At 63.6% G+C, this 21,354-nt stretch carries 20 protein-coding genes; 15 read left to right on the forward strand and 5 right to left on the reverse strand.

Going from position 1 to position 21,354, the window contains the following annotated elements:
* Positions 1 to 33: 33 nt before the first annotated feature.
* Complete coding sequence (locus CH251_RS15740) at positions 34 to 636, reverse strand: hypothetical protein (protein WP_094613964.1); 603 nt, start codon at positions 634 to 636, stop codon at positions 34 to 36.
* Between the two features lie 60 nt (positions 637 to 696).
* Between CH251_RS15740 and CH251_RS15745 the strand changes: the two genes are divergently transcribed.
* Positions 697 to 2,103 (forward strand): glucose-6-phosphate dehydrogenase (NADP(+)), encoded by a 1,407-nt coding sequence (locus CH251_RS15745; RefSeq protein WP_094614089.1) that lies wholly within the window; start codon positions 697 to 699, stop codon positions 2,101 to 2,103.
* A 158-nt stretch (positions 2,104 to 2,261) separates the two neighbouring features.
* Positions 2,262 to 2,414: a hypothetical protein gene (locus CH251_RS27550; RefSeq protein ID WP_179273313.1), complete on the forward strand. Its 153-nt coding sequence runs from the start codon at positions 2,262 to 2,264 to the stop codon at positions 2,412 to 2,414.
* A 57-nt stretch (positions 2,415 to 2,471) separates the two neighbouring features.
* Here the strand turns inward: CH251_RS27550 and CH251_RS15750 are convergent, their stop codons facing one another.
* Positions 2,472 to 2,675, reverse strand: a complete 204-nt coding sequence (locus tag CH251_RS15750; protein WP_094613965.1) for a PspC domain-containing protein — start codon at positions 2,673 to 2,675, stop codon at positions 2,472 to 2,474.
* 297 nt (positions 2,676 to 2,972) lie between these two features.
* Between CH251_RS15750 and ppk2 the strand changes: the two genes are divergently transcribed.
* From ppk2 to CH251_RS15765, 3 genes are all read left to right on the forward strand, one after another.
* The gene (gene ppk2 / locus CH251_RS15755; RefSeq protein WP_094613966.1) at positions 2,973 to 3,917 is read left to right on the forward strand and encodes a polyphosphate kinase 2; all 945 of its coding nucleotides are present in this window, start codon (positions 2,973 to 2,975) and stop codon (positions 3,915 to 3,917) included.
* 957 nt (positions 3,918 to 4,874) lie between these two features.
* Positions 4,875 to 5,708, forward strand: a complete 834-nt coding sequence (locus CH251_RS15760) for an alpha/beta fold hydrolase (RefSeq protein ID WP_094613967.1) — start codon at positions 4,875 to 4,877, stop codon at positions 5,706 to 5,708.
* A 198-nt stretch (positions 5,709 to 5,906) separates the two neighbouring features.
* A complete protein-coding gene (locus tag CH251_RS15765; RefSeq protein WP_094614090.1) occupies positions 5,907 to 6,902 on the forward strand; it encodes an alpha/beta hydrolase family protein in 996 nt (331 codons plus the stop codon).
* Between the two features lie 3 nt (positions 6,903 to 6,905).
* On the opposite strand, the gene CH251_RS15770 is transcribed toward CH251_RS15765, so the two are convergent.
* Positions 6,906 to 8,939 carry a prolyl oligopeptidase family protein gene (locus CH251_RS15770; protein ID WP_094613968.1) on the reverse strand — a complete coding sequence of 678 codons (2,034 nt, stop codon included), beginning with the start codon at positions 8,937 to 8,939 and terminating at the stop codon, positions 6,906 to 6,908.
* Between the two features lie 115 nt (positions 8,940 to 9,054).
* Here CH251_RS15770 and lpdA point away from each other — a divergent pair, with 115 nt between their 5' ends.
* Positions 9,055 to 10,470, forward strand: a complete 1,416-nt coding sequence (gene lpdA / locus CH251_RS15775; protein ID WP_032393809.1) for a dihydrolipoyl dehydrogenase — start codon at positions 9,055 to 9,057, stop codon at positions 10,468 to 10,470.
* A gap of 78 nt (positions 10,471 to 10,548) precedes the next feature.
* On the opposite strand, the gene CH251_RS15780 is transcribed toward lpdA, so the two are convergent.
* Positions 10,549 to 11,598, reverse strand: a complete 1,050-nt coding sequence (locus CH251_RS15780) for a M48 family metallopeptidase (RefSeq protein ID WP_094613969.1) — start codon at positions 11,596 to 11,598, stop codon at positions 10,549 to 10,551.
* 335 nt (positions 11,599 to 11,933) lie between these two features.
* On the opposite strand from CH251_RS15780, the gene CH251_RS15785 reads away from it, so the two are divergent.
* The 9 genes from CH251_RS15785 to CH251_RS15825 are packed head-to-tail and all read left to right on the forward strand — an operon-like array spanning position 11,934 to position 20,236.
* Positions 11,934 to 12,674 carry an ABC transporter permease gene (locus tag CH251_RS15785; RefSeq protein ID WP_094614091.1) on the forward strand — a complete coding sequence of 247 codons (741 nt, stop codon included), beginning with the start codon at positions 11,934 to 11,936 and terminating at the stop codon, positions 12,672 to 12,674.
* Position 12,675: 1 nt separating this feature from the next.
* Positions 12,676 to 13,548, forward strand: coding sequence for an ABC transporter permease (locus CH251_RS15790; RefSeq protein ID WP_094613970.1), 873 nt, complete (start codon positions 12,676 to 12,678; stop codon positions 13,546 to 13,548).
* Between the two features lie 2 nt (positions 13,549 to 13,550).
* The gene (locus CH251_RS15795) at positions 13,551 to 14,588 is read left to right on the forward strand and encodes an MlaD family protein (RefSeq protein ID WP_094613971.1); all 1,038 of its coding nucleotides are present in this window, start codon (positions 13,551 to 13,553) and stop codon (positions 14,586 to 14,588) included.
* Complete coding sequence (locus CH251_RS15800; RefSeq protein WP_094613972.1) at positions 14,585 to 15,592, forward strand: MlaD family protein; 1,008 nt, start codon at positions 14,585 to 14,587, stop codon at positions 15,590 to 15,592. Before CH251_RS15795 ends, CH251_RS15800 begins: the two co-directional genes overlap by 4 nt.
* On the forward strand, positions 15,589 to 16,599 hold the full coding sequence (locus CH251_RS15805; RefSeq protein WP_094614092.1) for an MlaD family protein: 1,011 nt from the start codon (positions 15,589 to 15,591) through the stop codon (positions 16,597 to 16,599). Before CH251_RS15800 ends, CH251_RS15805 begins: the two co-directional genes overlap by 4 nt.
* On the forward strand, positions 16,599 to 17,708 hold the full coding sequence (locus tag CH251_RS15810; RefSeq protein ID WP_143537800.1) for an MCE family protein: 1,110 nt from the start codon (positions 16,599 to 16,601) through the stop codon (positions 17,706 to 17,708). The genes CH251_RS15805 and CH251_RS15810 overlap by 1 nt, the downstream gene beginning before the upstream one ends.
* On the forward strand, positions 17,705 to 18,724 hold the full coding sequence (locus CH251_RS15815; RefSeq protein ID WP_179273311.1) for an MlaD family protein: 1,020 nt from the start codon (positions 17,705 to 17,707) through the stop codon (positions 18,722 to 18,724). Before CH251_RS15810 ends, CH251_RS15815 begins: the two co-directional genes overlap by 4 nt.
* Complete coding sequence (locus tag CH251_RS15820; RefSeq protein ID WP_094613975.1) at positions 18,721 to 19,665, forward strand: MlaD family protein; 945 nt, start codon at positions 18,721 to 18,723, stop codon at positions 19,663 to 19,665. Before CH251_RS15815 ends, CH251_RS15820 begins: the two co-directional genes overlap by 4 nt.
* A 16-nt stretch (positions 19,666 to 19,681) precedes the next feature.
* Positions 19,682 to 20,236 carry a hypothetical protein gene (locus CH251_RS15825; RefSeq protein WP_094613976.1) on the forward strand — a complete coding sequence of 185 codons (555 nt, stop codon included), beginning with the start codon at positions 19,682 to 19,684 and terminating at the stop codon, positions 20,234 to 20,236.
* An 8-nt stretch (positions 20,237 to 20,244) separates the two neighbouring features.
* Here CH251_RS15825 and CH251_RS15830 read toward each other — a convergent pair whose 3' ends face one another.
* A complete protein-coding gene (locus tag CH251_RS15830) occupies positions 20,245 to 21,354 on the reverse strand; it encodes a DUF4873 domain-containing protein (RefSeq protein ID WP_143537799.1) in 1,110 nt (369 codons plus the stop codon).

Here is a 21,354-nt window from a genome sequence, read left to right on the forward strand (position 1 = left end):
GGATACCGCGTCGACGAACTACGTGTCGGTGGATCAGGCGTCGATCGTCGTGGTGATCGAGGTCACCGACGGTGCCGCCGGGGTGCTGCCGAAGCCGAACGTCACCGGGGGAGTGACGGGGGTGAGCGATCCGAGGTCCTCGCCCTGCCACGATGCCGAGACATCGGTGACGCGATGTTGGTGGCGCGCACCGTAGTACTCGCGTCGGTCGTTGCCCGCGCTGCCGCGGGTGCGGACTCCGCGCAGTATCACTCGTGCGATGGGGTCGCTGATCGCGCAGAACCACGGTGCCGTCGAGACCGCGTCGGGAACCAGGCTCAAGGCTCTTCCCAGGACGGTCGGTCCGGCGACTCGGATTCTCACGGATAGATCACCCGCTGTCACCGATCGCCAACCGTCCGGTTCCACGGCGAACGTCACCGGGACCAGTTCGGTGTCGTCGAAGGTGTATGTGGCGGTGACGAATTCGCGTACGTGCTCGTCGGGGGCGAGCAGCAGGCGTCGCCCGTCGGCGAATTGGATCATGACGTCGGTGAATTCTCCGAGCGGCGATCGCGTCCAATGTCCGACGACGATGCGCACACCGGACGTTGTACCTACCCCGTAGATCTCACCGTGAAACCGTGATCTGGTCATCGTGCACCCTCACTCGTCGACACTGTGCGCTCCCAAACTGTGCGGTGCATAGTGGAGGTCATGGCGTCCTCGCAACCCACTGTATTCGTCCTGTTCGGCGCAACCGGAGACCTCGCGAAGCGAATGGTCCTGCCGTCGTTCTACCAACTCCACCTCGAAGGTCTGCTCCCGGAGAAATGGGTCCTGATCGGCAACGGCCGCAAGGACTCCTCCGACGACGAGTTCCGCGATCACGTCCGCAGCGTTCTCGACGAGTTCGCCGAGAACGTGGCAGAGGACGATTGGTCGGCATTTTCCGAGCGAATCCGCTTCGCGGGCAACGGCTTCACCGTCGACGATCCCGGCAAGTTGCCCGAGGTCGTCGCCGACGCCAAGAAGGACATCGGTGACGACGCCCAGCTGGTGCACTACATCGCTCTGCCGCCGAGCACTTTCGTCGACTACACGAAGGCCCTGGGTGCACACGATCTCGCCGACGGCTCCCGCGTGGTCTACGAGAAGCCCTTCGGCACCTCGCAGAGCAACTTCGAGGAGCTCGACAAAGCCGTGCACGAGGTTGTCGAGGAAAACCAGGTCTATCGCATCGATCACTTCCTCGGCAAGGAGGCGACGCAGAACCTCCATGTGCTGCGGTTCGCCAACGGCATGATCAGCGGCATCTGGAACTCCGAGCACGTCGCGCAGGTACAGATCGACGTCCCCGAGACGCTCGACATCGACGACCGCGCCGAGTTCTACGACGCCACCGGTGCCGTGCTGGACATGCTCGTCACCCACCTGTTCCAGGTTGCCGCGGAGGTCGCGATGGAGCCGCCCGCATCGCTGAAGGCAGAGGATCTGCAATCGGCGCGCGAGACGGTGATCGGACAGTTCCGCCTGCTGGACACCGACGAGGTGGTACTCGGTCAGTACGACGGTTACCGCGACGTCGAGGGCGTCGCCGATGATTCGAAGGTCGACACGTTCGTCGCGGCGAAGCTGTGGGTCGACACCGACCGGTGGCGCGGAGTCCCGTTTCTGCTCCGGACCGGAAAGATGTTGGGGGTGAGCCAGCAGCGCGTGTCGTTGGTGTTCGGTAAACCGGCCGACAGTCCGCTGACCGAACTGCCCGAGGACGGCACTGTGCTCTCGTTCGACCTTTCGGGTGACGGCAGCATCGACATCGCCATGACGGTCAAGGAGCCGGGCCCGGATTTCGATCTGTCGGTCGGGCATCTGGCGCTGCCGTTGAAGTCGGTGCCCGACGCCGAGCCGCTGAGTCCGTACGCGCGCTTGATCCTCGATGTGCTCAGCGGAGACCGCTCGTTGTTCACCAGGCCGGACGGCCTGGCGCACGTCTGGGATGTCGCCGCTCCGTTGCTGAGCAACCCGCCCGAGGTGAAGAGCTACGCGCCCGGTTCGATGGGACCCGCCGAGGCCGACGAGCTCGCCGGACCGTGCGGATGGTTGATCACCGGGCAGGAGTAGTTCGGGCGCAACCGCGCGGAAGGTTTTTTCGAGCAACAAACGGGGAGCAGGACTTTTTCGGTCAAACGGCGGATCGGACAGAACGGGCGCGTTATATTTCTGCCGCCTGGTCAAACATTCAACCCCGGGCCTCGACGTTCTCCGAAAGGTAACCCCTCATGTTCCTCGAACTTCTCGGCACTCTCCTCGGCGGCGGCGCTGAAGGCGGCATCGGCGGAATCATCGCCGACGGCATCTCCGCAGGCATCGCCGACGCGATCTCCGAACTCTTCACCGGAAGCGCCGAGGGACTCTCCAGCGTCGCCGAGTAGTCGGTCGCGGGGCCCCGGACCTGTTGTCGAGGTCCGGGGCTTCGTCGCGTTCGGGCTTCACCGGAGCGGCATCAACATCAACGCCGCGAGGTAGATCAGCACGACGGTGCCGCCGGTCAGGACTGTGCCGGCAACGGTCGCGAGTCGGACGATGTTGACGTCCCAGCCGAAATATTCGGCAACTCCGCCGCATACACCTCCCATCATCTTCTGCGAACTCGACCGGGTGAACTCTCTGGGGGAACCGCTCTCGAATGTCATGGTGAAAAGTCTGCATCAGCAATGCCTTTCGGCGCATCGGGGACTTCACCCATATCGACCCCGACAAACGAACGGTTCGAAAACCGCGCTCGAACAAGATCGTCGACTTTTCCGGGCCGACCCCTGGACCCAGGGCTGCGATGCCCGCTACGGTCGCACGTGATCGGCGAGTGCACGACCGGCGCTACCCGGTCCGTCCCCCTTGCGGACCGGGTAACGCCCGCTGTGAAACCGGATGCATCGGGTGTTCACCGAATCGCCATGGATTGGTCACCGATGAGCACTAACTTTCGGCCCATGACCGACAACGATCTCCGCAACGGCACGGCTGCGCGTACCAACCTGAGCGACTTGCTCGACATCACGACAGCCGTGAATCTTGCCGACACGTCGGGCTTCGCCGTCGACGACTCCGATGACGACGATCCGGTACTGCTGACCGTCCCCGACGGCCACATCGTCGACACCTGGCGCGAGAACTACCCGTACGACGAGCGCATGACGCGTGCCGAGTACGAGCTCGAGAAGCGTCTGCTGCAGATCGAACTCCTCAAGTTGCAGATGTGGACCAAGGAGACCGGGCGACGGCACGTCATCATCTTCGAGGGCCGAGATGCCGCCGGTAAGGGCGGCACGATCAAGCGATTCATGGAACACCTCAACCCTCGTGGTGCCAGCGTCGTCGCGCTGGAGAAGCCGTCTGCTCGTGAGTCGACCGAGTGGTACTTCCAGCGCTACATCGCACACCTTCCCGCGGCCGGGGAGATCGTGATGTTCGACAGGTCCTGGTACAACCGCGCCGGCGTCGAGCGGGTCATGGGCTTCTGCACCGACGAGCAGCACGCCCAGTTCGTCCGGCAGGCACCACTGTTCGAGCAGATGCTGGTGGACGAGGGCATCAGCTTGACCAAGTTCTGGTTCTCGGTGTCGCAGCACGAGCAGCGCACCCGCTTCGCCATCCGGCAGGTCGACCCGGTGCGGCAGTGGAAGCTCTCGCCCATGGACCTTGCCTCGCTGGACAAGTGGGATGCCTACACCGCGGCGAAGGAAGAGAATTTCCGCGCCACCGACACCGATGTCGCGCCGTGGACGATCGTCAAGAGCAACGACAAGAAGCGAGCCCGCATCAACGCGATGCGTTTCGTGCTCAACAAGTTCGACTACGCGAACAAGGATCCCGAAATCGTGGGCGAAACCGACCCGCTGCTCGTGGGCCGCGCGAAAGACGTGATCGGCGAATAGTTTTGGCCGGTCAACCGGTGAAATTTCCGCTGAACCGTTGCGGCACCACCTCTTCGGGATCTCGAGTTGGTACCGGGTGCTGCGCCAAACCTTAGCGTGCGGTAAGAACGAGGGAGGTCGTATCGCTTACGGCTGTCCTTGCACACGAGCATCAGGAGTTCTCATGGGTTCAGCAGCACAGTTCATCTCCGACATCGCATCGGGCGTCTACGACGGAATCGTCGACGCGATCGTCGATCAGATCGTCGGCGTGCTGACTTCGGGTAGCGCCGCGTAGTCGTCCGTCATTGTCGCGGTCGCCGTCGGGGGGCGGCCGCGACATCTCGGCTCCGTGGCCGATTTGTGATGTCACATCAAGATTTTCGACTTTTACTGTCTTTTCCGTATACAGACCGTGACCTTCTGAGGTAGAAATCTTCTTGCAGAGATCATCGCGTGACATAAGTCACAGCAGATCTGCACACCCCCTCGATGAAGGAGCAATTTCCATGTCCGCTGAACTCGGTGACATCCTCACGATCCTCCTCCAGCTGTTCTCCGGTATCAGTTCCTCCTCGGACTGACGTACCTCGGTTCCGCGCCTCGGGCCTCGCGTTCGTGAGCATCCGGTCGGAGCCCTTGCCCGATCCACCCGCGACATCGGCGCGGTATTCGCGATGCTGAGTCGGCATCGAATCCCACTCTCGTCAAGGAGAATTCATGGAATTGCTCGCGATCTTGCTTCAGCTGCTCGCGCTGGGTAGCTCGGAAGGTAGCGGCTCGGGCACCATCGAGATCCCCAGTTAGCCCACCTGACCCACGACCCGAGCCGGGCCCGACGCATCGTCGGGCCCGGCTTTCGTGGTTCGAAATGGCACTGACTGTCGGAAATTCCTGCGAGCCAGAATGATTCGGTAGCAGGTCGGAGCGCCTGGGGCGTCGGGACGGGCAGGTGAGTGGTCGGCATATGGTTGCCCCATGCAGACGGTTCCGATTCAGATGCCCGACGGTTCGACGGTGCCGGTGTCACTGTTTCCCGGCGAAGGCCGCGACGATGCACCCGTGATCGTCGTTCTTCCCGGCCTCGGCATTCCCGGTGGCTACTACCGGTTGTTCGCCGAGGCTCTCGTCGCTCGCGGTTTCCATGCCGCGATCGGCGACCTGCGGGGCCAGGGGGACAGCGTGCCGAAGCCGAGTTCGGCCAGTCGCTACGGCTACCAGGAACTGGTCTCGGTCGACTTCCCGGCGATATTCGAAGTGGTTCGCGAGCAGTTCCCGGAAGCAACGCCGTATCTGCTCGGCCACAGCATGGGCGGCCAGCTCGGTGCGATGTACGCCGCCCGCATCAGGGGAAGGCTCGGCGGATTGATCCTGGTGGCGTCGGGGTCGCCCTACCACCGCGGATTCGGCACGACCCGCGGCGTCCCGCTCTACGTGGGTGCCGCGGCGATGGCGATCACCAGCAGCATCGCCGGGTTCTGGCCGGGAGATCGAATCGGCATCGGCGGCTTCGGCCGGCAGTCGAGGGTTCTGATCGACGACTGGTCCCGGTTCGCGCGGACCGGATCGATCGAGCCGGCGGGGGCGGACATGGACTACGAGGAACGGATGGGCCGTCTGACGCTTCCGGTGCTCGCAGTCACCATCGAGGGCGACGACCTCGCGCCCCGTGGCTCGATGGACAACCTCGTGCGCAAGCTCGCCCGTGCCGATGTCACCTCGGTGCACGTCGACGAGCCGCTCGGACACAACGGGTGGATCCGTAACCCCACGGCGGTTGCTGACCTCGTGACGGAGTGGATGCACAAGTAGTTCACTCGAATTAACTTTCAGTTGTTTCGCTCGCTATTGGTCATTTCTGCATACTCCTGGTTGGTTTTGGTGTAGAAAGCTTTTGAACCAACAATTGTGTGGACGACGTTAGCGAGCACGACTATGAACGGCCTGGGGGATTCGGTTCGTCGAATAGGTGTCGGGGAGCAGTTTCTCCGATCGACGGCACTACGCAGGCTGGTCGTCGTGTGCGTCGTGGCATGCATCGCCACAGCGGCGCACCCGCTCGCCTCGGCGGCCCCGGCCGACCAGGTGTCCGGCCCGACGGAGTCGTACGTGGTGCGCACCGAGGTGGCCGACGACACGGCCATGACGGCATTCGTTCACTCCGCCGCGATGGACCGGACGATCCCACTGAAGATTCTGCGATCTCCCGATCGGACGGCTCCGAGCCCCACGCTGTACCTGCTCAACGGTGCGGGCGGCGGACTCGACGGAATGGACTGGTACACCCAGACCGATGTCGTGTCGTTCTTCGCCGACAAGAACGTCAATGTGGTGACCCCCGTCGGCGGGGCCTACTCCTACTACACCGACTGGCAGCACGACGATCCGAGGCTCGGGCGCAACAAGTGGGAAACCTTCCTGACCGCCGAACTGCCACCGCTCGTGGACGATCTGCTCGATACCAACGGCCGCAACGCAATTGCCGGAATCTCGATGGCCGCCACCTCGGTCCTGAACCTGGCCGCTCACCATCAGGGGCTCTACCGTGCCGTCGGTTCCTACAGTGGATGCGCGTCGACCACCGACGCGTTGGGACGGGCATACGTCAAGACGGTCGTGTCCATGGCGCTCGGCGCGAACGTGACGAACATGTGGGGGCCGGACGACCATCAGGACTGGGTGCGCAACGATGCAGTGGTCAATGCCGAGAAGTTGCGTGGCACAGCGCTGTACATCTCCAACGGCAGCGGACTGGCCGGGGCATCGGACACCCTCGACGGCACCAATCCCAACGGACCCGGCTTCGTGTTGCTCAACCAGATGGTCGTGGGCGGTGCCATCGAGGTGGCGACCGGAGACTGCACCCGCAGGCTGAAGACGGCCCTCGAGCAGCTCGACATCCCGGCCCACTTCGAGATGCGTGAGCGCGGCACCCACTCGTGGGGCTACTGGCAGGACGACCTGCACGATTCCTGGCCGATGTTCGAGGACGCGCTCGCCGGCTGACCGTCAGCTGCGAGCGAGGTGGCGCCACAGAAATTCGTAGGTCAACGCCGTCTTGAATGCCAACTGCGCGTTGTCCGACGCCCCGCCGTGCCCACCTTCGATGTTCTCGTAGTAGCTGACGTCGTGGCCGAGTTCGGCCAATCGGGCCGCCATCTTGCGAGCGTGTCCGGGATGCACGCGATCGTCGCGGGTGGACGTGGCGATCAGGATCGGCGGATACCGACGTTCGGACGCGGCGACGACGTTCTGGTACGGGGAGTACTGCGAGATGAACTCCCACTCGTCGGGGTCGTCGGGGTTGCCGTACTCGGCCACCCAGGACGCGCCCGCGAGCAGCAGGTGGTACCGCTTCATGTCCAGTAGTGGGACCTGACATACCAACGCGCCGAACAGTTCCGGGTACTTCGTCACCATGATGCCCATCAACAGACCACCGTTGCTCCCGCCCTGCGCGGCCAACTGCTCGGTGGTGGTGATGCCTCGGGTGACGAGGTCGCGTGCGACAGCGGCGAAGTCCTCGTGCACCAGATGGCGTCCGGCGCGCAGTACCTGGGTGTGCCAGGACGGCCCGTACTCACCGCCGCCGCGGATGTTCGCGACGACGTAGGTGCCACCACGTTCGAGCCACGCTCGTCCGGTTGCGCCGCTGTAGCCGGGCGTCATCGAGATCTCGAAGCCGCCGTAACCGTAGAGCAGTGTGGGTCCGGGGCCGGAATCGGCGCGTCGGACGACGAAGTACGGGATGTCGGTACCGTCGTCGGACCGTGCGAAGAACTGTTCCACCGTCAGGCCGTCGGCGTCGAAGAATGCCGGAGCCTGCTTGAGGACTTCGAGCTCGCCGCCCACGGTGCCCACCAGCAGTGTCGCCGGAGTGAGATAGCCGGACGAGGAGAGGAAGAACTCGTCGCCGTTCTCCTCGGCGTCGGTGCCGATGATCTCGGTGGAGGTCAGGTCCGACAACCCGTCGATCGTGTCGGCGTCCCACTCCTGCTCGCCGGGGGTCAGGACGTGCAACTGCGTCCGCACGTCCTGCAGCGTCACCAACAGCAGGTGATTCTCGGTCCAGGCGTACTGGTGCAGTGACGTGTGCGCGTCCGGGGTGAACAGAACGGTGAGAGCGATTGTGCCGGAAACGAACTCGTCGAAATCCGCAGCGAGCAATGCGCCGGCCGGATAGGTCTCGTCGCCGACCGTCCACGGCGTCATCGTGCGAACCAGCAACCAGTTCTCGTGCACCGAGGTCGACGCATCGGTCGGCGTCAGGATCCGGGTCAACGCAGATCCTTCGAGCACGTAGGTCTCGGAGTTGTAGAAGTCGGTGGCACGTTGGACGAAGTCGCGCTCGAATCCCGGGGTGCGATCGTGCCAGGCGGAGATCGAGATGTCCTGTGCTGCACCTTCGTACACGGTCTCGGCGTCGTCGAGCGAGGTGCCGCGATGCCACCGCTTGGCGATTCGGGGGTAGCCCGATTCGGTCAGCGAACCGGGCCCGAAATCCGTTCCGACGAAGACGGTGTCGGCGTCGATCCACCCGGTGTCGGTCTTGGCCTCGGGTAGGGCGAATCCGCCGTCCTCCGGGGCGCGGAAGGTGCGGGAGTCCAGATCGAACTCGCGGACCACCGTCGCGTCGGCCCCACCGCGGGAGAGTGTCACCAGAGCGAGTCGTTGATCGGGGCGCAGTACCTGCGCGCCACCCCACACCCAGTTCTCGTCCTCGCCTGCGGCCAGCGCATCGAGATCGAGCAGCACGTCCCACGCCGGGTTCTCGGTTCGGTATTCGGCCATCGTCGTTCGACGCCACAGGCCGCGGACGTGTTCGGCGTCGCGCCAGAAGTTGTACAGAAACTGCCCGCGACGACGGGCGTACGGAATGCGGGCGTCGGTGTCGAGAATCTCTCGGATGCTCGCCTCGGTGGCATCGAAGGCCGTGCCGCTCAGCGCCTCGACAGTCACCTCGTTCTTCTCGCGCACCCACGCGAGCGCAGCGTCGCCGGTGACGTCTTCGAGCCAGAGGTACGGGTCGTCCGAGATTGCCATTCCACAGTTCTAGCAGCACTCGGGCCGTCGGGGTGGTCGGTGCTGGCATGGCTACCGGCTGGTAACGAAGACCAGGTCGAGACAGCGTCGGACGGCACGACTACGCTGGGGACTCGTGACCTCACACTATGACGTCGTTGTCCTCGGAGCCGGTCCCGGTGGGTACGTCGCTGCTATCCGCGCGGCACAACTCGGACTCAGCACTGCCATCATCGAGAAGAAGTACTGGGGCGGTGTGTGCCTGAACGTCGGCTGCATCCCCTCGAAGGCCCTTCTCCGTAACGCCGAGCTGGCGCACCTCTTCACCAAAGAGGCCAAGCTGTTCGGCATCTCGGGTGAAGCGTCCTTCGACTTCGGTGCCGCGTTCGATCGGAGCCGCAAGGTTGCCGACGGCCGCGTCAAGGGCATCCACTTCCTGATGAAGAAGAACAAGATCCCCGAGTACGACGGCAAGGGCACGTTCACCGATGCCAACACCATCGAGGTCGAGCTGACCAAGGGTGGCACCGAGACGATTACGTTCGACAACGCGATCATCGCGACGGGCAGCACCACCAAGCTGCTTCCCGGCACCGAACTGAGCGAGAACGTCGTCACGTACGAAGAGCAGATCATGACGAAGGATCTGCCGGGTTCGATCCTCATCGTCGGTGCAGGCGCGATCGGCATGGAGTTCGGCTACGTCCTCAAGAACTACGGTGTCGACGTCACCATCGTCGAGTTCCTCGATCGCGCGCTCCCCAACGAGGACAAGGACGTCTCGAAGGAAATCGAGAAGCAGTACAAGAAGCTCGGCGTCAAGGTCATCACCGGCGCAGGCGTGCAGAGCATCGACGACGACGGCTCCAAGGTCACCGTCGCGATCAAGCACAACAAGTCCGGTGAGAGCGAGACCTTCACCGTCGACAAGGTGATGCAGTCCGTGGGCTTCGCGCCCCGAGTCGAAGGATTCGGCCTCGAGAAGACCGGCGTCGAGCTCACCGATCGCGGTGCCATCGGCATCACGAACACGATGCAGACCAACGTGCCGCACATCTACGCCATCGGCGACGTCACCGCCAAGCTGCAGCTCGCCCACGTGGCCGAGGCTCAGGCAGTCGTGGCTGCCGAAACCATCGGCGGCGCAGAGACATTGCCGATCGACGACTACCGCATGATGCCGCGTGCGACGTTCTGCCAGCCGCAGGTTGCCAGCTTCGGTCTCACCGAGGACCAGGCTCGCGAAGAGGCTCAGGCCCGCGGTTCGGACATCAAGGTCGCGAACTTCCCGTTCGCCGCCAACGGCAAGGCACACGGACTGGGTGACGCCACCGGCTTCGTCAAGCTCATCGCCGATACCGAGCACGGCGAACTGCTCGGTGGACACCTCATCGGACCGGACGTGTCCGAGTTGCTGCCCGAGCTGACGCTGGCCCAGAAGTGGGACCTCACGGTCAACGAACTGGCGCGCAACGTGCACACGCACCCGACGCTGTCGGAGGCACTGCAGGAGGCCATCCACGGTCTCGCGGGCCACATGATCAACTTCTGATCCTCTTCACGGACGAGAAAGGGCGGCGACCACTTCGGTGGTCGCCGCCCTTTCTCGTTCGTGGGTCCTGCTCCGGCGCTACGACTTTCGCCAGTGATCGAAGCGCCCCTTGATGTCCGACGCCACGTCGCCGATTCCGTTACCGACGGCGTCGACGGCACCGGTAAAGCCGCTGCCGATGTCGCGAACGGTCTTGATCAGCGGATCCTCCGACGTGTCGAAGTTGTTCTTGTACGTGCGCGCTGCGTTGCGGAACTCCTCCGAGACCTTGGCCTCGTGGTCGGTGGACCTGCGCGGGTAGTCGCCGCGAAGTACCGCCGCGTACTCGCCGTTGTCGACCCATTTCTTCAACTCTGCGGCGCGTAGCACCGAGAAGGGGTGCGAGAGGAGTTCGAGGTTGAGCAGTTTGAGCACGCCGTCGCGCAGATCCCCACTGGCCTCGTACTCGGCGGCCTGAGCGAGGAAGGCGTCGACGTCGATTTCGCTGATGCGTGCGCCGCCCGCCAGCTTCAGTTGCACGCGGATCGCGGTGTGCACATCCTGCCCGCACAGCAAACCTGCTCTGTCGCCGGACAATTCGGATTTGCGCTGCCATTCCATCAATCCTGCGATCACCGCGCGTAGGGCCCAGCCGCCCACCGGAACCCAGCCGACGGTGCCGGCGAGGCGCATCAGATGCATGAGCACGGTGCGATACACCGCGTGACCGGACAGCGCATGGCCCAGCTCGTGACCGACGACGAAACGCTGTTCCTCGTAGGTCATGATGTCGAGCATGCCGGTGGTCAGGACGATGAACGGGCGGTCCATTCCGATGGTGAACGCGTTGACCATCGGCGACTGAACCACGAACATCTCGGGTGTCTCCTCGGCACCGAGAATGCTCACGCAGTCACTGCGCAGGTCGTTCAGGTCCTTGAACTGCCGCTCGTCGACGCGTACTGCCGTGGCGAGGTACATCAGGCGATGTTGTCGTTCGCGCAACAACCCGGACAGAGTGCGCAGAACGGTGTCGAAACCTTTGAGGGTGCGCAGTGTGACCAGAGCAGCGCGATCGGACGGGTGTTCCCAGGTGCGAGAGGAGATGTCGGGAAATTCGATGCGGGTGCGATCCGGGGCGGATGTCAATCTGTTCTCCCAGCGTCGATGAGAATCCAAAGTATCAGTAAAGCGGGGCACGCGGTCCGAACTCGAACCTCATCGGGCCCGCGCCTCACTGTGATGTCCGAACGCTCGATCGCCGTTCCGAGCCCCGATCGACCCACCGAAAGTCTGTGATCAGTCATAGCCCACCAAGTGAGGAAAACGTCACTTGGTCGTTTGTCGACTGGTAGTTTTCGTTTTCTGCGCGAGGGGAGTCGCGCCGAACACAAGCTGGGGGTGGGAAATTGTCGTCGCCGATATCGACGTTCGCACGCGTCAGCGACGGGGTTTCCGGTGGATTCAGGACGTTCGGTCAGACGATGGAGCTGGGCGTACTGGCCTTCGTTCACCTCGTGCGCGATATCGCCACGCTGCGTCATCCGTGGCGTGACACCGTCGATCAGGCGTGGTTCGTCGTCACCGTCACGGTGGTCCCCGCAATCCTGGTATCCATTCCGTTCGGCGTCATCGTGTCCGTCCAGGTCGGCAGTCTCACCGATCAGATCGGCGCGACGTCCATCGCAGGAGCAGCGGGTGGACTCGGGGTGATCCGCCAAGGTGCCCCGATCGTTGCGGCACTGTTGTTGGGCGGTGCCGCAGGCGCGGCGGTCGCTGCCGATCTGGGGGCACGCACCATCCGTGACGAGATCGACGCGTTGTCGACGATGGGAATCGACCCGGTTCGCAGGCTTGTCGCGCCGCGGCTGGCGGCCATCCTTCTGGTGGCCCCGTTCCTGTGCATCCTCATCATCTTCATGGGCTTGGCCGCAGGCTATGCGATCAACGTCGGCTTTCAGAGTGGGACGCCCGGAAGCTACATCAGCTCGTTCGCGTCCTTCGCCTCGGTGGCGGACCTCGTGGTAGCCCTGGTGAAGACCGAGATATTCGGCGTCATCGTCATCGTCGTCGCCTGCCAGCGCGGGTTGTCCGCCGCCCACGGACCCCGCGGGGTCGCGAACGCGGTCAACGCCTCCGTGGTGCTCGGTGTGGTGTCCGCGTTCACCGTCAACGTCGTGATCACGCAGGTGGTCGCGATGTTCATGCCACAGAAGCTGGGCTGAGATGGCAACTCCTTCTCGCTACACCGTGCACGGCACCGCTCACCTCACCCGCAGTGTCAGGTACCTCGGGCGTAGGCCGTTCGATGTACTCGAGATGTTGGGTCATCAACTGACGTTCTGCGTCAAGGTACTCGCCGCCATACCGCATACCGTCCGCTCCTATCGGCGGCAGATGCTGCTCATCCTCAGTGATATCACCTGGGGCAGTGGAAGACTGATCGTCGGTGGCGGAACGGTGTCGGTTCTCGTCGTCCTGGGTGTCGCGGTGGGTGCATCCGTGGGAATCGAAGGGTTCAATTCGCTCGGCATGGTGGGTATGGAGCCGCTGACGGGCTTCATCTCCGCGTACGCCAGCACCCGCGAGCTCGCCCCGATGATCGCGGCCATCGGGTTCGCGACGCAGGCAGGATGTCGGATGACGGCCGAGATCGGCGCAATGCGGATCTCCGAGGAAATCGACGCCCTCGAAGCTCAAGGGATTCAATCGATGCCGTTCGTGGTGACCACGCGGGTGATCGCGGGAATCGTCACGATCGTGCCGCTCTATCTGCTGACACTCATTCTGAGCTACCTGTCGTGCGCCGTGGTGGTTCGCGTGGTCGGCGGGCAGTCCTCCGGCACCTACGACCATTACTTCAGTGCATTCCTGCAGCCGATCGACGTTCTCTTCTCGCTGCTGAAAGCCGCTGTGTTCGTCGTGACGATCATCCTGATCCACGGCTATCAGGGGTACTACGCCTCGGGCGGTCCGGAAGGTGTCGGCCGCGCGTCGGGACGCGCCATCAGAGCCAGCCTCGTCGCGGTGGTGGTCCTGGACATGATCATGACGTTGGTCCTGTGGGGATTCGACTCGGGCATAAGGATTTCGGGGTAGAGATGGCAGTGTTCGACGATCTGACGGGTCGATCGGCGGGTCCCGCCGCGCTCCGTGTGCGCGGGCTGGCGGTCGCCGTGGCCATGGCTGTAGTGGCCGGCGGACTCACCGCGTATGCACGCGGGGCCTTCGAGTCGCCCTTCGAGTTGACGCTCGATGCGGCGTCGGTCGGGGACGGGCTGACCCCCGGGTCGGAGGTGAAGTTCCGTGGTCTGTCGATCGGCACCGTGGACCACATCGAGACCGTCGGCTTCGGCCATCAAAGACTGGAACTCGAGATCGATCCGAGTCAGGCCGGCGAGCTTACCGACACCATGCAGGCCCAGTTCTCGTCCTCCAACGTATTCGGTTCCACGGCAATCGAATTGCTTTCCGACGGGACCGGCAATCCGCTCGCCTCCAACTCGACCCTGGCAGTGTCGAGTGAGTTGCGAGGCGCAACGGTGACCGGAGTGTTCCGGCGAGTTGCCGAACTGACCGAGGTACTCGACACCGAACAAGTGCAGAACCTTCTCGATCTCATCGCGAACACCTCCGTCGAGGTGAGTCGAAACCTGAAGCCGTACTTCGATACTGCGCAGATGATGGCGAACAACCAGATCGACCCGCTCGCCTGGAAGCTGCACCGAGGGGCAGAACTCGGTGACGGAATTGCCGACTTGGTTCCACCCCTTCTCGATCTGGTGGTGGGAGTGGTGGACAAGAGTGTGTACGTCGAAGCACCAGCCGACAGAGCCAGGACCATCGCGGCCAACGACGGTCTGAGCGACCAACTGATGGTTCCGGTGGGCGACTTGTTGAAGAAGAACAATCCGAACCTGACGAAGCTGCTGTCGACCGTCCTCGATCTGCTGGTGCCGATCACGGCATCGATCGGCACGTTCGCGCCCACCTACAACCGCGTCCCGCAGGTGATCGACGGCGTTTCCGACGCGTTCCCCATCGTCGACGGCAAACCGCAGTTGCAGCTCGACCTGATAGTCCGGACCATGCCCAATCTGGCCGGAGCCGTTGCCGCGCACGAGGAGGCGAACGGGTGAAGAAGGTAGCCGGACCTGCGATCAAATTGCTCGTCTTCTTCACGGTGACCGCGGTGTGCGCCGTGATCATCGTGGCTGCACTCCGTACCCCGGTCGGCGGACCGCTCACGTCTTACGGCGCGGAGTTCGACGACGTATCCGGCCTGTACGTGGGTGACGACGTGCGCATGTCCGGGGTGCAGATCGGCAAGGTCTCCTCGGTCGACCTCGAAGGAGGCATTGCGCGCGTCGGATTCGAAATCGAGGACAGGCGACCGATCTTCGCGAACACTCAGACAGCTGTCCGTTACCAGAACCTTCTCGGCCAGCGTTACGTCGAACTCATCCAGAAGGACGCGGCCGCTGGTGCTCCTCTGGCATCGGGTGAGACGATCCCGGTGGATCACACGATTCCGTCGTTCGATATTTCCACACTGTTCAACGGATTCAAGCCGATCTTCGACACGCTCGACACTGCGCAGCTCAATCAGTTCACCGAGAACATCCTGCGCATGGTGCAGGGTGACGGGTCCGGCCTCGGTCCGGTGCTCCGCGACGTGGACCGCATCACCCAGTTCGCGGTTCAGCGGGAGTCGATCATCGGCCTGCTGATCGACAATCTCGGCCAGATCTCGGACTCGATCGGCGGCCAGTCCTCCTCCGTCGCCGAACTTCTCGAACAACTACACGGTCTGGTGTCCAAGCTCAGTACACAGATGGACGGGGTGCTCGCCTCGTTGGATCAGGCCAACTACGGGCTCGCTCCGTTGGTCGGTTTGATGGAGGGCTTGGAAAGCGCGTACGACAACAGTTACGCACCGGTCGACGGAGCCCTGCGGCGACTGCTTCCGCAGACGGAACAGGTGACCGAGATGCTCGCCCTTGCCCCCGCATTGTTGACCGGCCTCAACGCGAGCATTCCCGCGCCGGGTGCCCAGACCTACTCGTGCAGTCAGGGCCAACAAGACATTCCTGGGATCGGGCAGATAGTGCTCGGCGGACAGAATCTGGTGGTGTGTCGATGAAACGCGTGCTGCGCAAGGGTGTTCGTGACGAGCAGTCGGAGAACAAGACACATTTCTTCTGGGGTGCAGTCGGTGTCGCCTTCTCTCTGGTCCTCCTCCTCGTCGCGGCCGTTCTGTACACGATCCCGTTCGGCGATCGCACCTACACCGCGGAGTTCGGCTCGGCCGCAGGAGTGAAGCCGGGTGACGAAATCAGGATCGCCGGAATTGCCGTCGGCTCCGTGCGCTCGGTCGAGCTCGCGGGTGATCACGTCGACGTCGAATTCAGTGTTCGATCGGACGTTTTCGTGGGCGACGCATCGACGCTGACGGTGAAGTTGCTGACGCCGATCGGTGGTCACTACGTGATGCTCGCCTCGCACGGCGACGGCGAGCTCGACTCGGCACCGATTCCGGCGGAGCGGGTCGCGCTTCCCTACGAGCTGTCCGACGCGATCCAGCAGGCAACTCCGTTGGTCCGCGATATCGACGGCCCGACATTGCGAGAGACCGTGGCGGAACTGGACCGGGCAGTGAGCACGCAGCCGCAGTCGACCCGTGCCATCGTGGACAATCTGTCCTCGCTCACCGACGTGATCGCCACCCGCTCCGAACAGCTCGAACGTGGGCTCGTGGTCTCGGACGAGTACGTCGGCGCGTTGGCAGCCGATCGGGTGATGCTCGTCGAACTGGTTCGCGAACTCGGCACCCTGACAAAGGGGTTCGGCGACAAGCGCGAGGAAGTGGTCAATGCTTTCGACCTGCTGGGACGAATGTTCGAGCTTTTCCATCGGCCCGTGGTCGCATTCGAGAAGGGGCTGGAGCCGTCGATCGTCCAGCTCGAGGAGATCACTCAGAAGCTCTTCGCGCAGCTGGGTGATTTCGACGGGGCGATCACGACGATGCAGCAGAGTACGGACGGTCTCGCCGCCCTGATCGGCGGTGGTCAAGGGCCCGTGATCGATCAGTCGCAGGACACGGTCGTCGGTGCCGGCGTCTGCATTCCGTTGCCAGGGAGGGCGTGCTGATGAGGCGCAGAGCGGTGAAGGTCGCTGTGGCGGCGGCTGTGGTGGTCACTCTCGTCGGTTCGGTTGCGTCGGCGACCTCGGTGATCGATTCCGGTGCCGGCACCTCGTCGGTGTGCGCCGAGTTCACCGATACGGTGGGGTTGTACGAGGGAAATTCGGTCATGATGCTGGGTGTTGTCGTCGGAACGGTGACGCACATCGAGAACACCGACGCCTCCGTGATGGTCACGATGGATGTCGACGACAGCCTCCAGCTGCCTGCCGAGGTCGGTGCAGTGACACTGTCGAGTTCCATCGTCACCGATCGGCACGTCGAATTCACCGAGCCGTACACCGGCGGGTCCCCATTCGATCGCGCGCAGTGCATTCCGTTGGAACGCACCAGAACTCCGCTGGGAATCAGCGATACTCTCAACGCAGTGTCGGGCCTGACTGCGGACCTGCTCGGTCCGGCCGATGCCGACGGCAAGCACGAGGAAGTTCTCGGCGACACACTTCGTGCGGTCGACGGTTCGCTCCGCGGATCCGGTGCGCAGCTCAACCAGAGCCTCCAGCAGCTGGCGCAGCTGGTCGGCGATCCAGCCGACCGAGACACCACCGTGCGGCGGCTGATCGACAATCTCGACGGTCTCATCGACACCTTCGTGGTGAGCTGGCCCGAGGTGGCGAAGCTACTGGACAACCTGAAGCGGGGAATGATCACGCTGTCGGAGTTCACCCAGTCGTTCGGGACCACGGTCGCTCTGACCACCGAGTTCATTCCGCCACTGGCGCGCAACGTCGCGAAATACGACGACAAGGTCTATGGATTTCTCGACCAGGCGGCCCCTGTGGTCGATGTTCTGCTCGGGCGAGTGGGCGATATCAAGGACATTCTGGAGCAGGTGCCGACCGTAGGGCAGAACTTGATGACGATGTACGACAACGATTCCAGGAGCGGGCGCGTGATCTATCACCCGCCGCAATTCGAGATCGACACCAACTCGCCGAACGAGGTCTGCGCTCTGCTCAACAAGTACCGTCCGACGTGTTCGGCCGATCAGCAACGAGGTGACGTGATCGACGTCGGTCTCGTGCAGCTGGTGCTGGGTTCGGCAGGATGGCGATGAGGCGCACGATCATCGGGCTGTTCTGTGTTGTCGCCTTGTCGGCATGCAGCGTCGACCCAGCAGACCTCCCGATTCCGGGAAGTTACGTGTCCGGGGACAAGTACTCGCTGAGAATCGAATTCGCGAGCGTGCTCAACCTCCCCGAGAAGGCGAAAGTCATCGTCGAGGGCGTCGACGCGGGTGTTCTCGACACCGTCGAGTTGGTGGGTTCCACCGCAGTGGCGACGGTCGATCTGTCGGCCGACGTTCAGCTACCCACCGATACCGTCGCCGAGCTTCGACAGTCGTCGATCCTGGGTGAGATCTACATTTCGCTGCAACCGCCGTCCGACACCGACGCGAGCTCGAGCGGGCCATATCTTCGGGACGGCGACGTCATTCCGGTGGAGCGGACGGTCCCGGCAGACAACGTCGAGGACGTGTTGCGAGGATTGTCGAATCTCGTGACCGGCGGTCGCTACGTGCAACTGCAAGAGGCGGTGAACAACGTCAATGCCGCCGTTCCGCCCGATCCGGCCGAGGTCGACAAGATCAATCTGGCCGCTCGGACCGCACTGACCGACATCGGCGACAACACCGGCGAGATCGATCGCATTCTTGCTGCGGCAGAGGGCATCTCGAATACCGTCGTGACGCAGCGCGACGGCCTCGAACGCGTTCTCGAACTGGGCCCGAGACGATCGGACGGGTTGTCCGAGGTTCTGTTCAGCGTCGTGCACATGATCTTCATGCTGGGGTACATGTCGCAGAACGTCGGTGACGTTCTCGCCGGCCCGTATCCGGAACTCAGAGGTGCCATCGACATCATCGCGCCGGCATTGATCACGATCTCGAATGCCGACACCACGGTGCCCATGAACGTGGAGAAAGCGAACACCCTCTTGCGAGAGCGCCTGATTCCGTACTTCGAGTCCACACCCAACATCGCGGTGCGGTCGGTGTCGACCGATCAGGGGGCCGGAGCACTGGCCGACGAGATGATCGGGATCCTGCGCGGCATCGGCATCGTCCGATGAAGCGCGGCACACTCGTCTCACTCGTGGCCCTGACGGCCATGACCGTTGCGAGCATCGGCTACCTGGTCGTGGGTGTGCTCGACTTGAACCCGACCAGAACGACCGACCACGTCGTGGTTCACATGGAATCCTCCGGCGGGCTGATGGACACCTCGCAGGTCACCTCGAGGGGAATCCAGGTGGGCCGAGTCGAGGCCATCGCAGTGGTGCCGGGCGGCCTGGACGTCACACTCGCGCTCGACGCCTCCCACCGCATACCGGCGGACTCCGAGGTCGTCGTCGCGAACCTGTCCGCAGCGGGGGAGCAGTACCTCGACCTGCGGCCTCGCAGCGCCGGAGGGCCGTACCTCACGGACGGGGATGTCCTCGGTAGCGACCACGTGCTTCCGTCGGTCACCGTCAGCGAGGCCCTCGGCCTGGGCGATTCCCTTGCCTCGCAACTCGATACGAATGCCCTGAGGGGACTGACCGATACGGCGTCGGCCGCCGTCGAAGGTCGCGGTGCCGATATCGATCGTCTGGTGGAGGCATTCCGATTCCTGGCAGCGACGCTGCGGGACAAGAGCGGAGAGATTCGTCGCCTGTACGACAATGCGCAGCAGGGTGGACGCAACGCGTACGGATACGGGCCGGTGATGACCGACGCGGCACCGTATGTCGGTGCGACAGGCTCGGGTGTGGCCAACCTGCTCGAGGGCTTCAACGACTACTCGTACGTAGGCGCGGACGTCTGGGACGATCCGCTCGGGAAGATCGGGCCGAAGATCGACGAGTACCTCACGCCGCTGTCGCCCGATCTCGCGTTGATCGCGACGCTTCTGAAGCCGTATACCGCACCCATCAAACCGATGCGGGTCGACGCCGGGTCCATCGTCGACGTACTGCAGACCGTCTTTCCTCCCGGCGGGCCGGCGAAACTTTCCGTAGAAATTCCGAACTGATTGGAGCTACCCCCTCATGGTCGAAGTAGAAGAAACGCGGACCGAGGAAACACCGGTGTCCGCCGAGCCCGCCCGACGTCGCCGTATTCGGTGGACCGTGGTCGCTGCCGCGGTACCCGGCGTCGCGCTCGCGGTGGTGTTCGGAGTGTTGTGGCGTTCCGCAGCAGGCGATCTGGCCGACGAGCGTGCACACGATCAGGATCGACAGATGGCGTTGAACACGGCGACCGAATACACGGCGCGGTCGCTGACCTACGACTATCGCAACCTCGACGCGTTCTTCGACGGCGTCGACCAGGGGGCATCGCAGTCCCTGCAGGATAGGTACAGCGGAGTTCGTGAGGCACTCACCGCGATCATGAACGAGTCCCAGGTGGTCGCCAACGGCGAGGTGCTTTCTGCCGCAATCGATTCCGAATCCGGAGGCGAGTACAAGGTGGCGGTGTTCGCTCAGCAGACCACGCAGAACGTGCAGCAGCCGGATCCCGGCAAAGTGCCCAACCTCCTGCTCGTGACGGTCACCGAGCAGGACGGTCAGTGGATCGTCAGCGACTACGGTCCCAAGACCTGACCCCACGGTCAGGAGGCGTTGGTAGCGCTGACGAACTGGGCCAGTCGGCGCACCTCCTGCTCGATTTCGGTCATCCCGCATGCCTCGAAGATCGAGGTGAACTGCTCCTTGTCGAACATGCGGACTCCGATACGCCCCGACACTGCTCCCACGACCGACCTCACCGGCGCGGTGTTGCGGCCGTAACTGGTCATGATCGCGATTCGACCACCCGGCCGAAGCACTCGGACGAGTTCGTCGACCACGGTCAGCGGGTTCGGCATCAGGTACAGAGCGGCGAAGCAGCACACGGCGTCGAATGTGTTGTCGGCAAACGGTAGTGACTGCGCATCACCGCGCATGTAGGCGGCGTGGGGGCCGCGGTTGTCTCGGACGGCACGCCTGATCATCTGCTCGGAGATGTCGAACCCGATGGCTACACCGTCTCCGCTCAGGTGGTCGGAAAGGTACTTGGTGAAGTTTCCCGGTCCCGATGCCACATCCAGCACACGCATGTCCCCGGACAGTCGTAGGTCGTCGACGGCCTTGTCGCGTTCGGCGGACATCGAGATGCCGCCTACTCCCATCATGGCGACACCGGCAGGACGCCAGAGCTTTTCGTAGATCGAGGCCACCAGAGGGTTGTTCATGGCTCGACTCGCAGCCGTCGGTGACGGGGCAGGAGTACCGCCCAGCAGCTCCACATAGCCGTCGGTGGTGACCGCAGCCGTACGAAACTCGGGTTCGAGCAGCTCTGCGGCGCGCTGGAGGGCCTGGTCCTCGGGGGAAGGCGCGACAACGTCGCCGGACTCGCTGCCCGAGTCTTCCTCGGGTACGAGCGGATACGGCGGCATCCCGGTGCCTTGCAGGCGGTATCGGCCCCAGAAGTCCACGTCGCTCACCAGGACTGGCACATCACCGCTGTCAGTACTCAGCCTGCCCTCGCGGCGGCTGCCGGCAGCCGCCATGAAACCCTGCAGTGCCTCGTGTGGCCGGACGCGGCCGTACCAGCGGAAGATGCCGTCGATGGGTTGGGAGTGTCCGCGCAGATCTACCTGCACCTCGAACTCGGCAGGAGGGGCCTCGAAAGTCAGAGTTGCCGGTCCGCGGAAATCGGGCTTACCGGATAGATCACTCAC

This window comes from Rhodococcus sp. 06-462-5, assembly GCF_002258315.1.
Classification (GTDB): Bacteria; Actinomycetota; Actinomycetes; order Mycobacteriales; family Mycobacteriaceae; genus Rhodococcoides.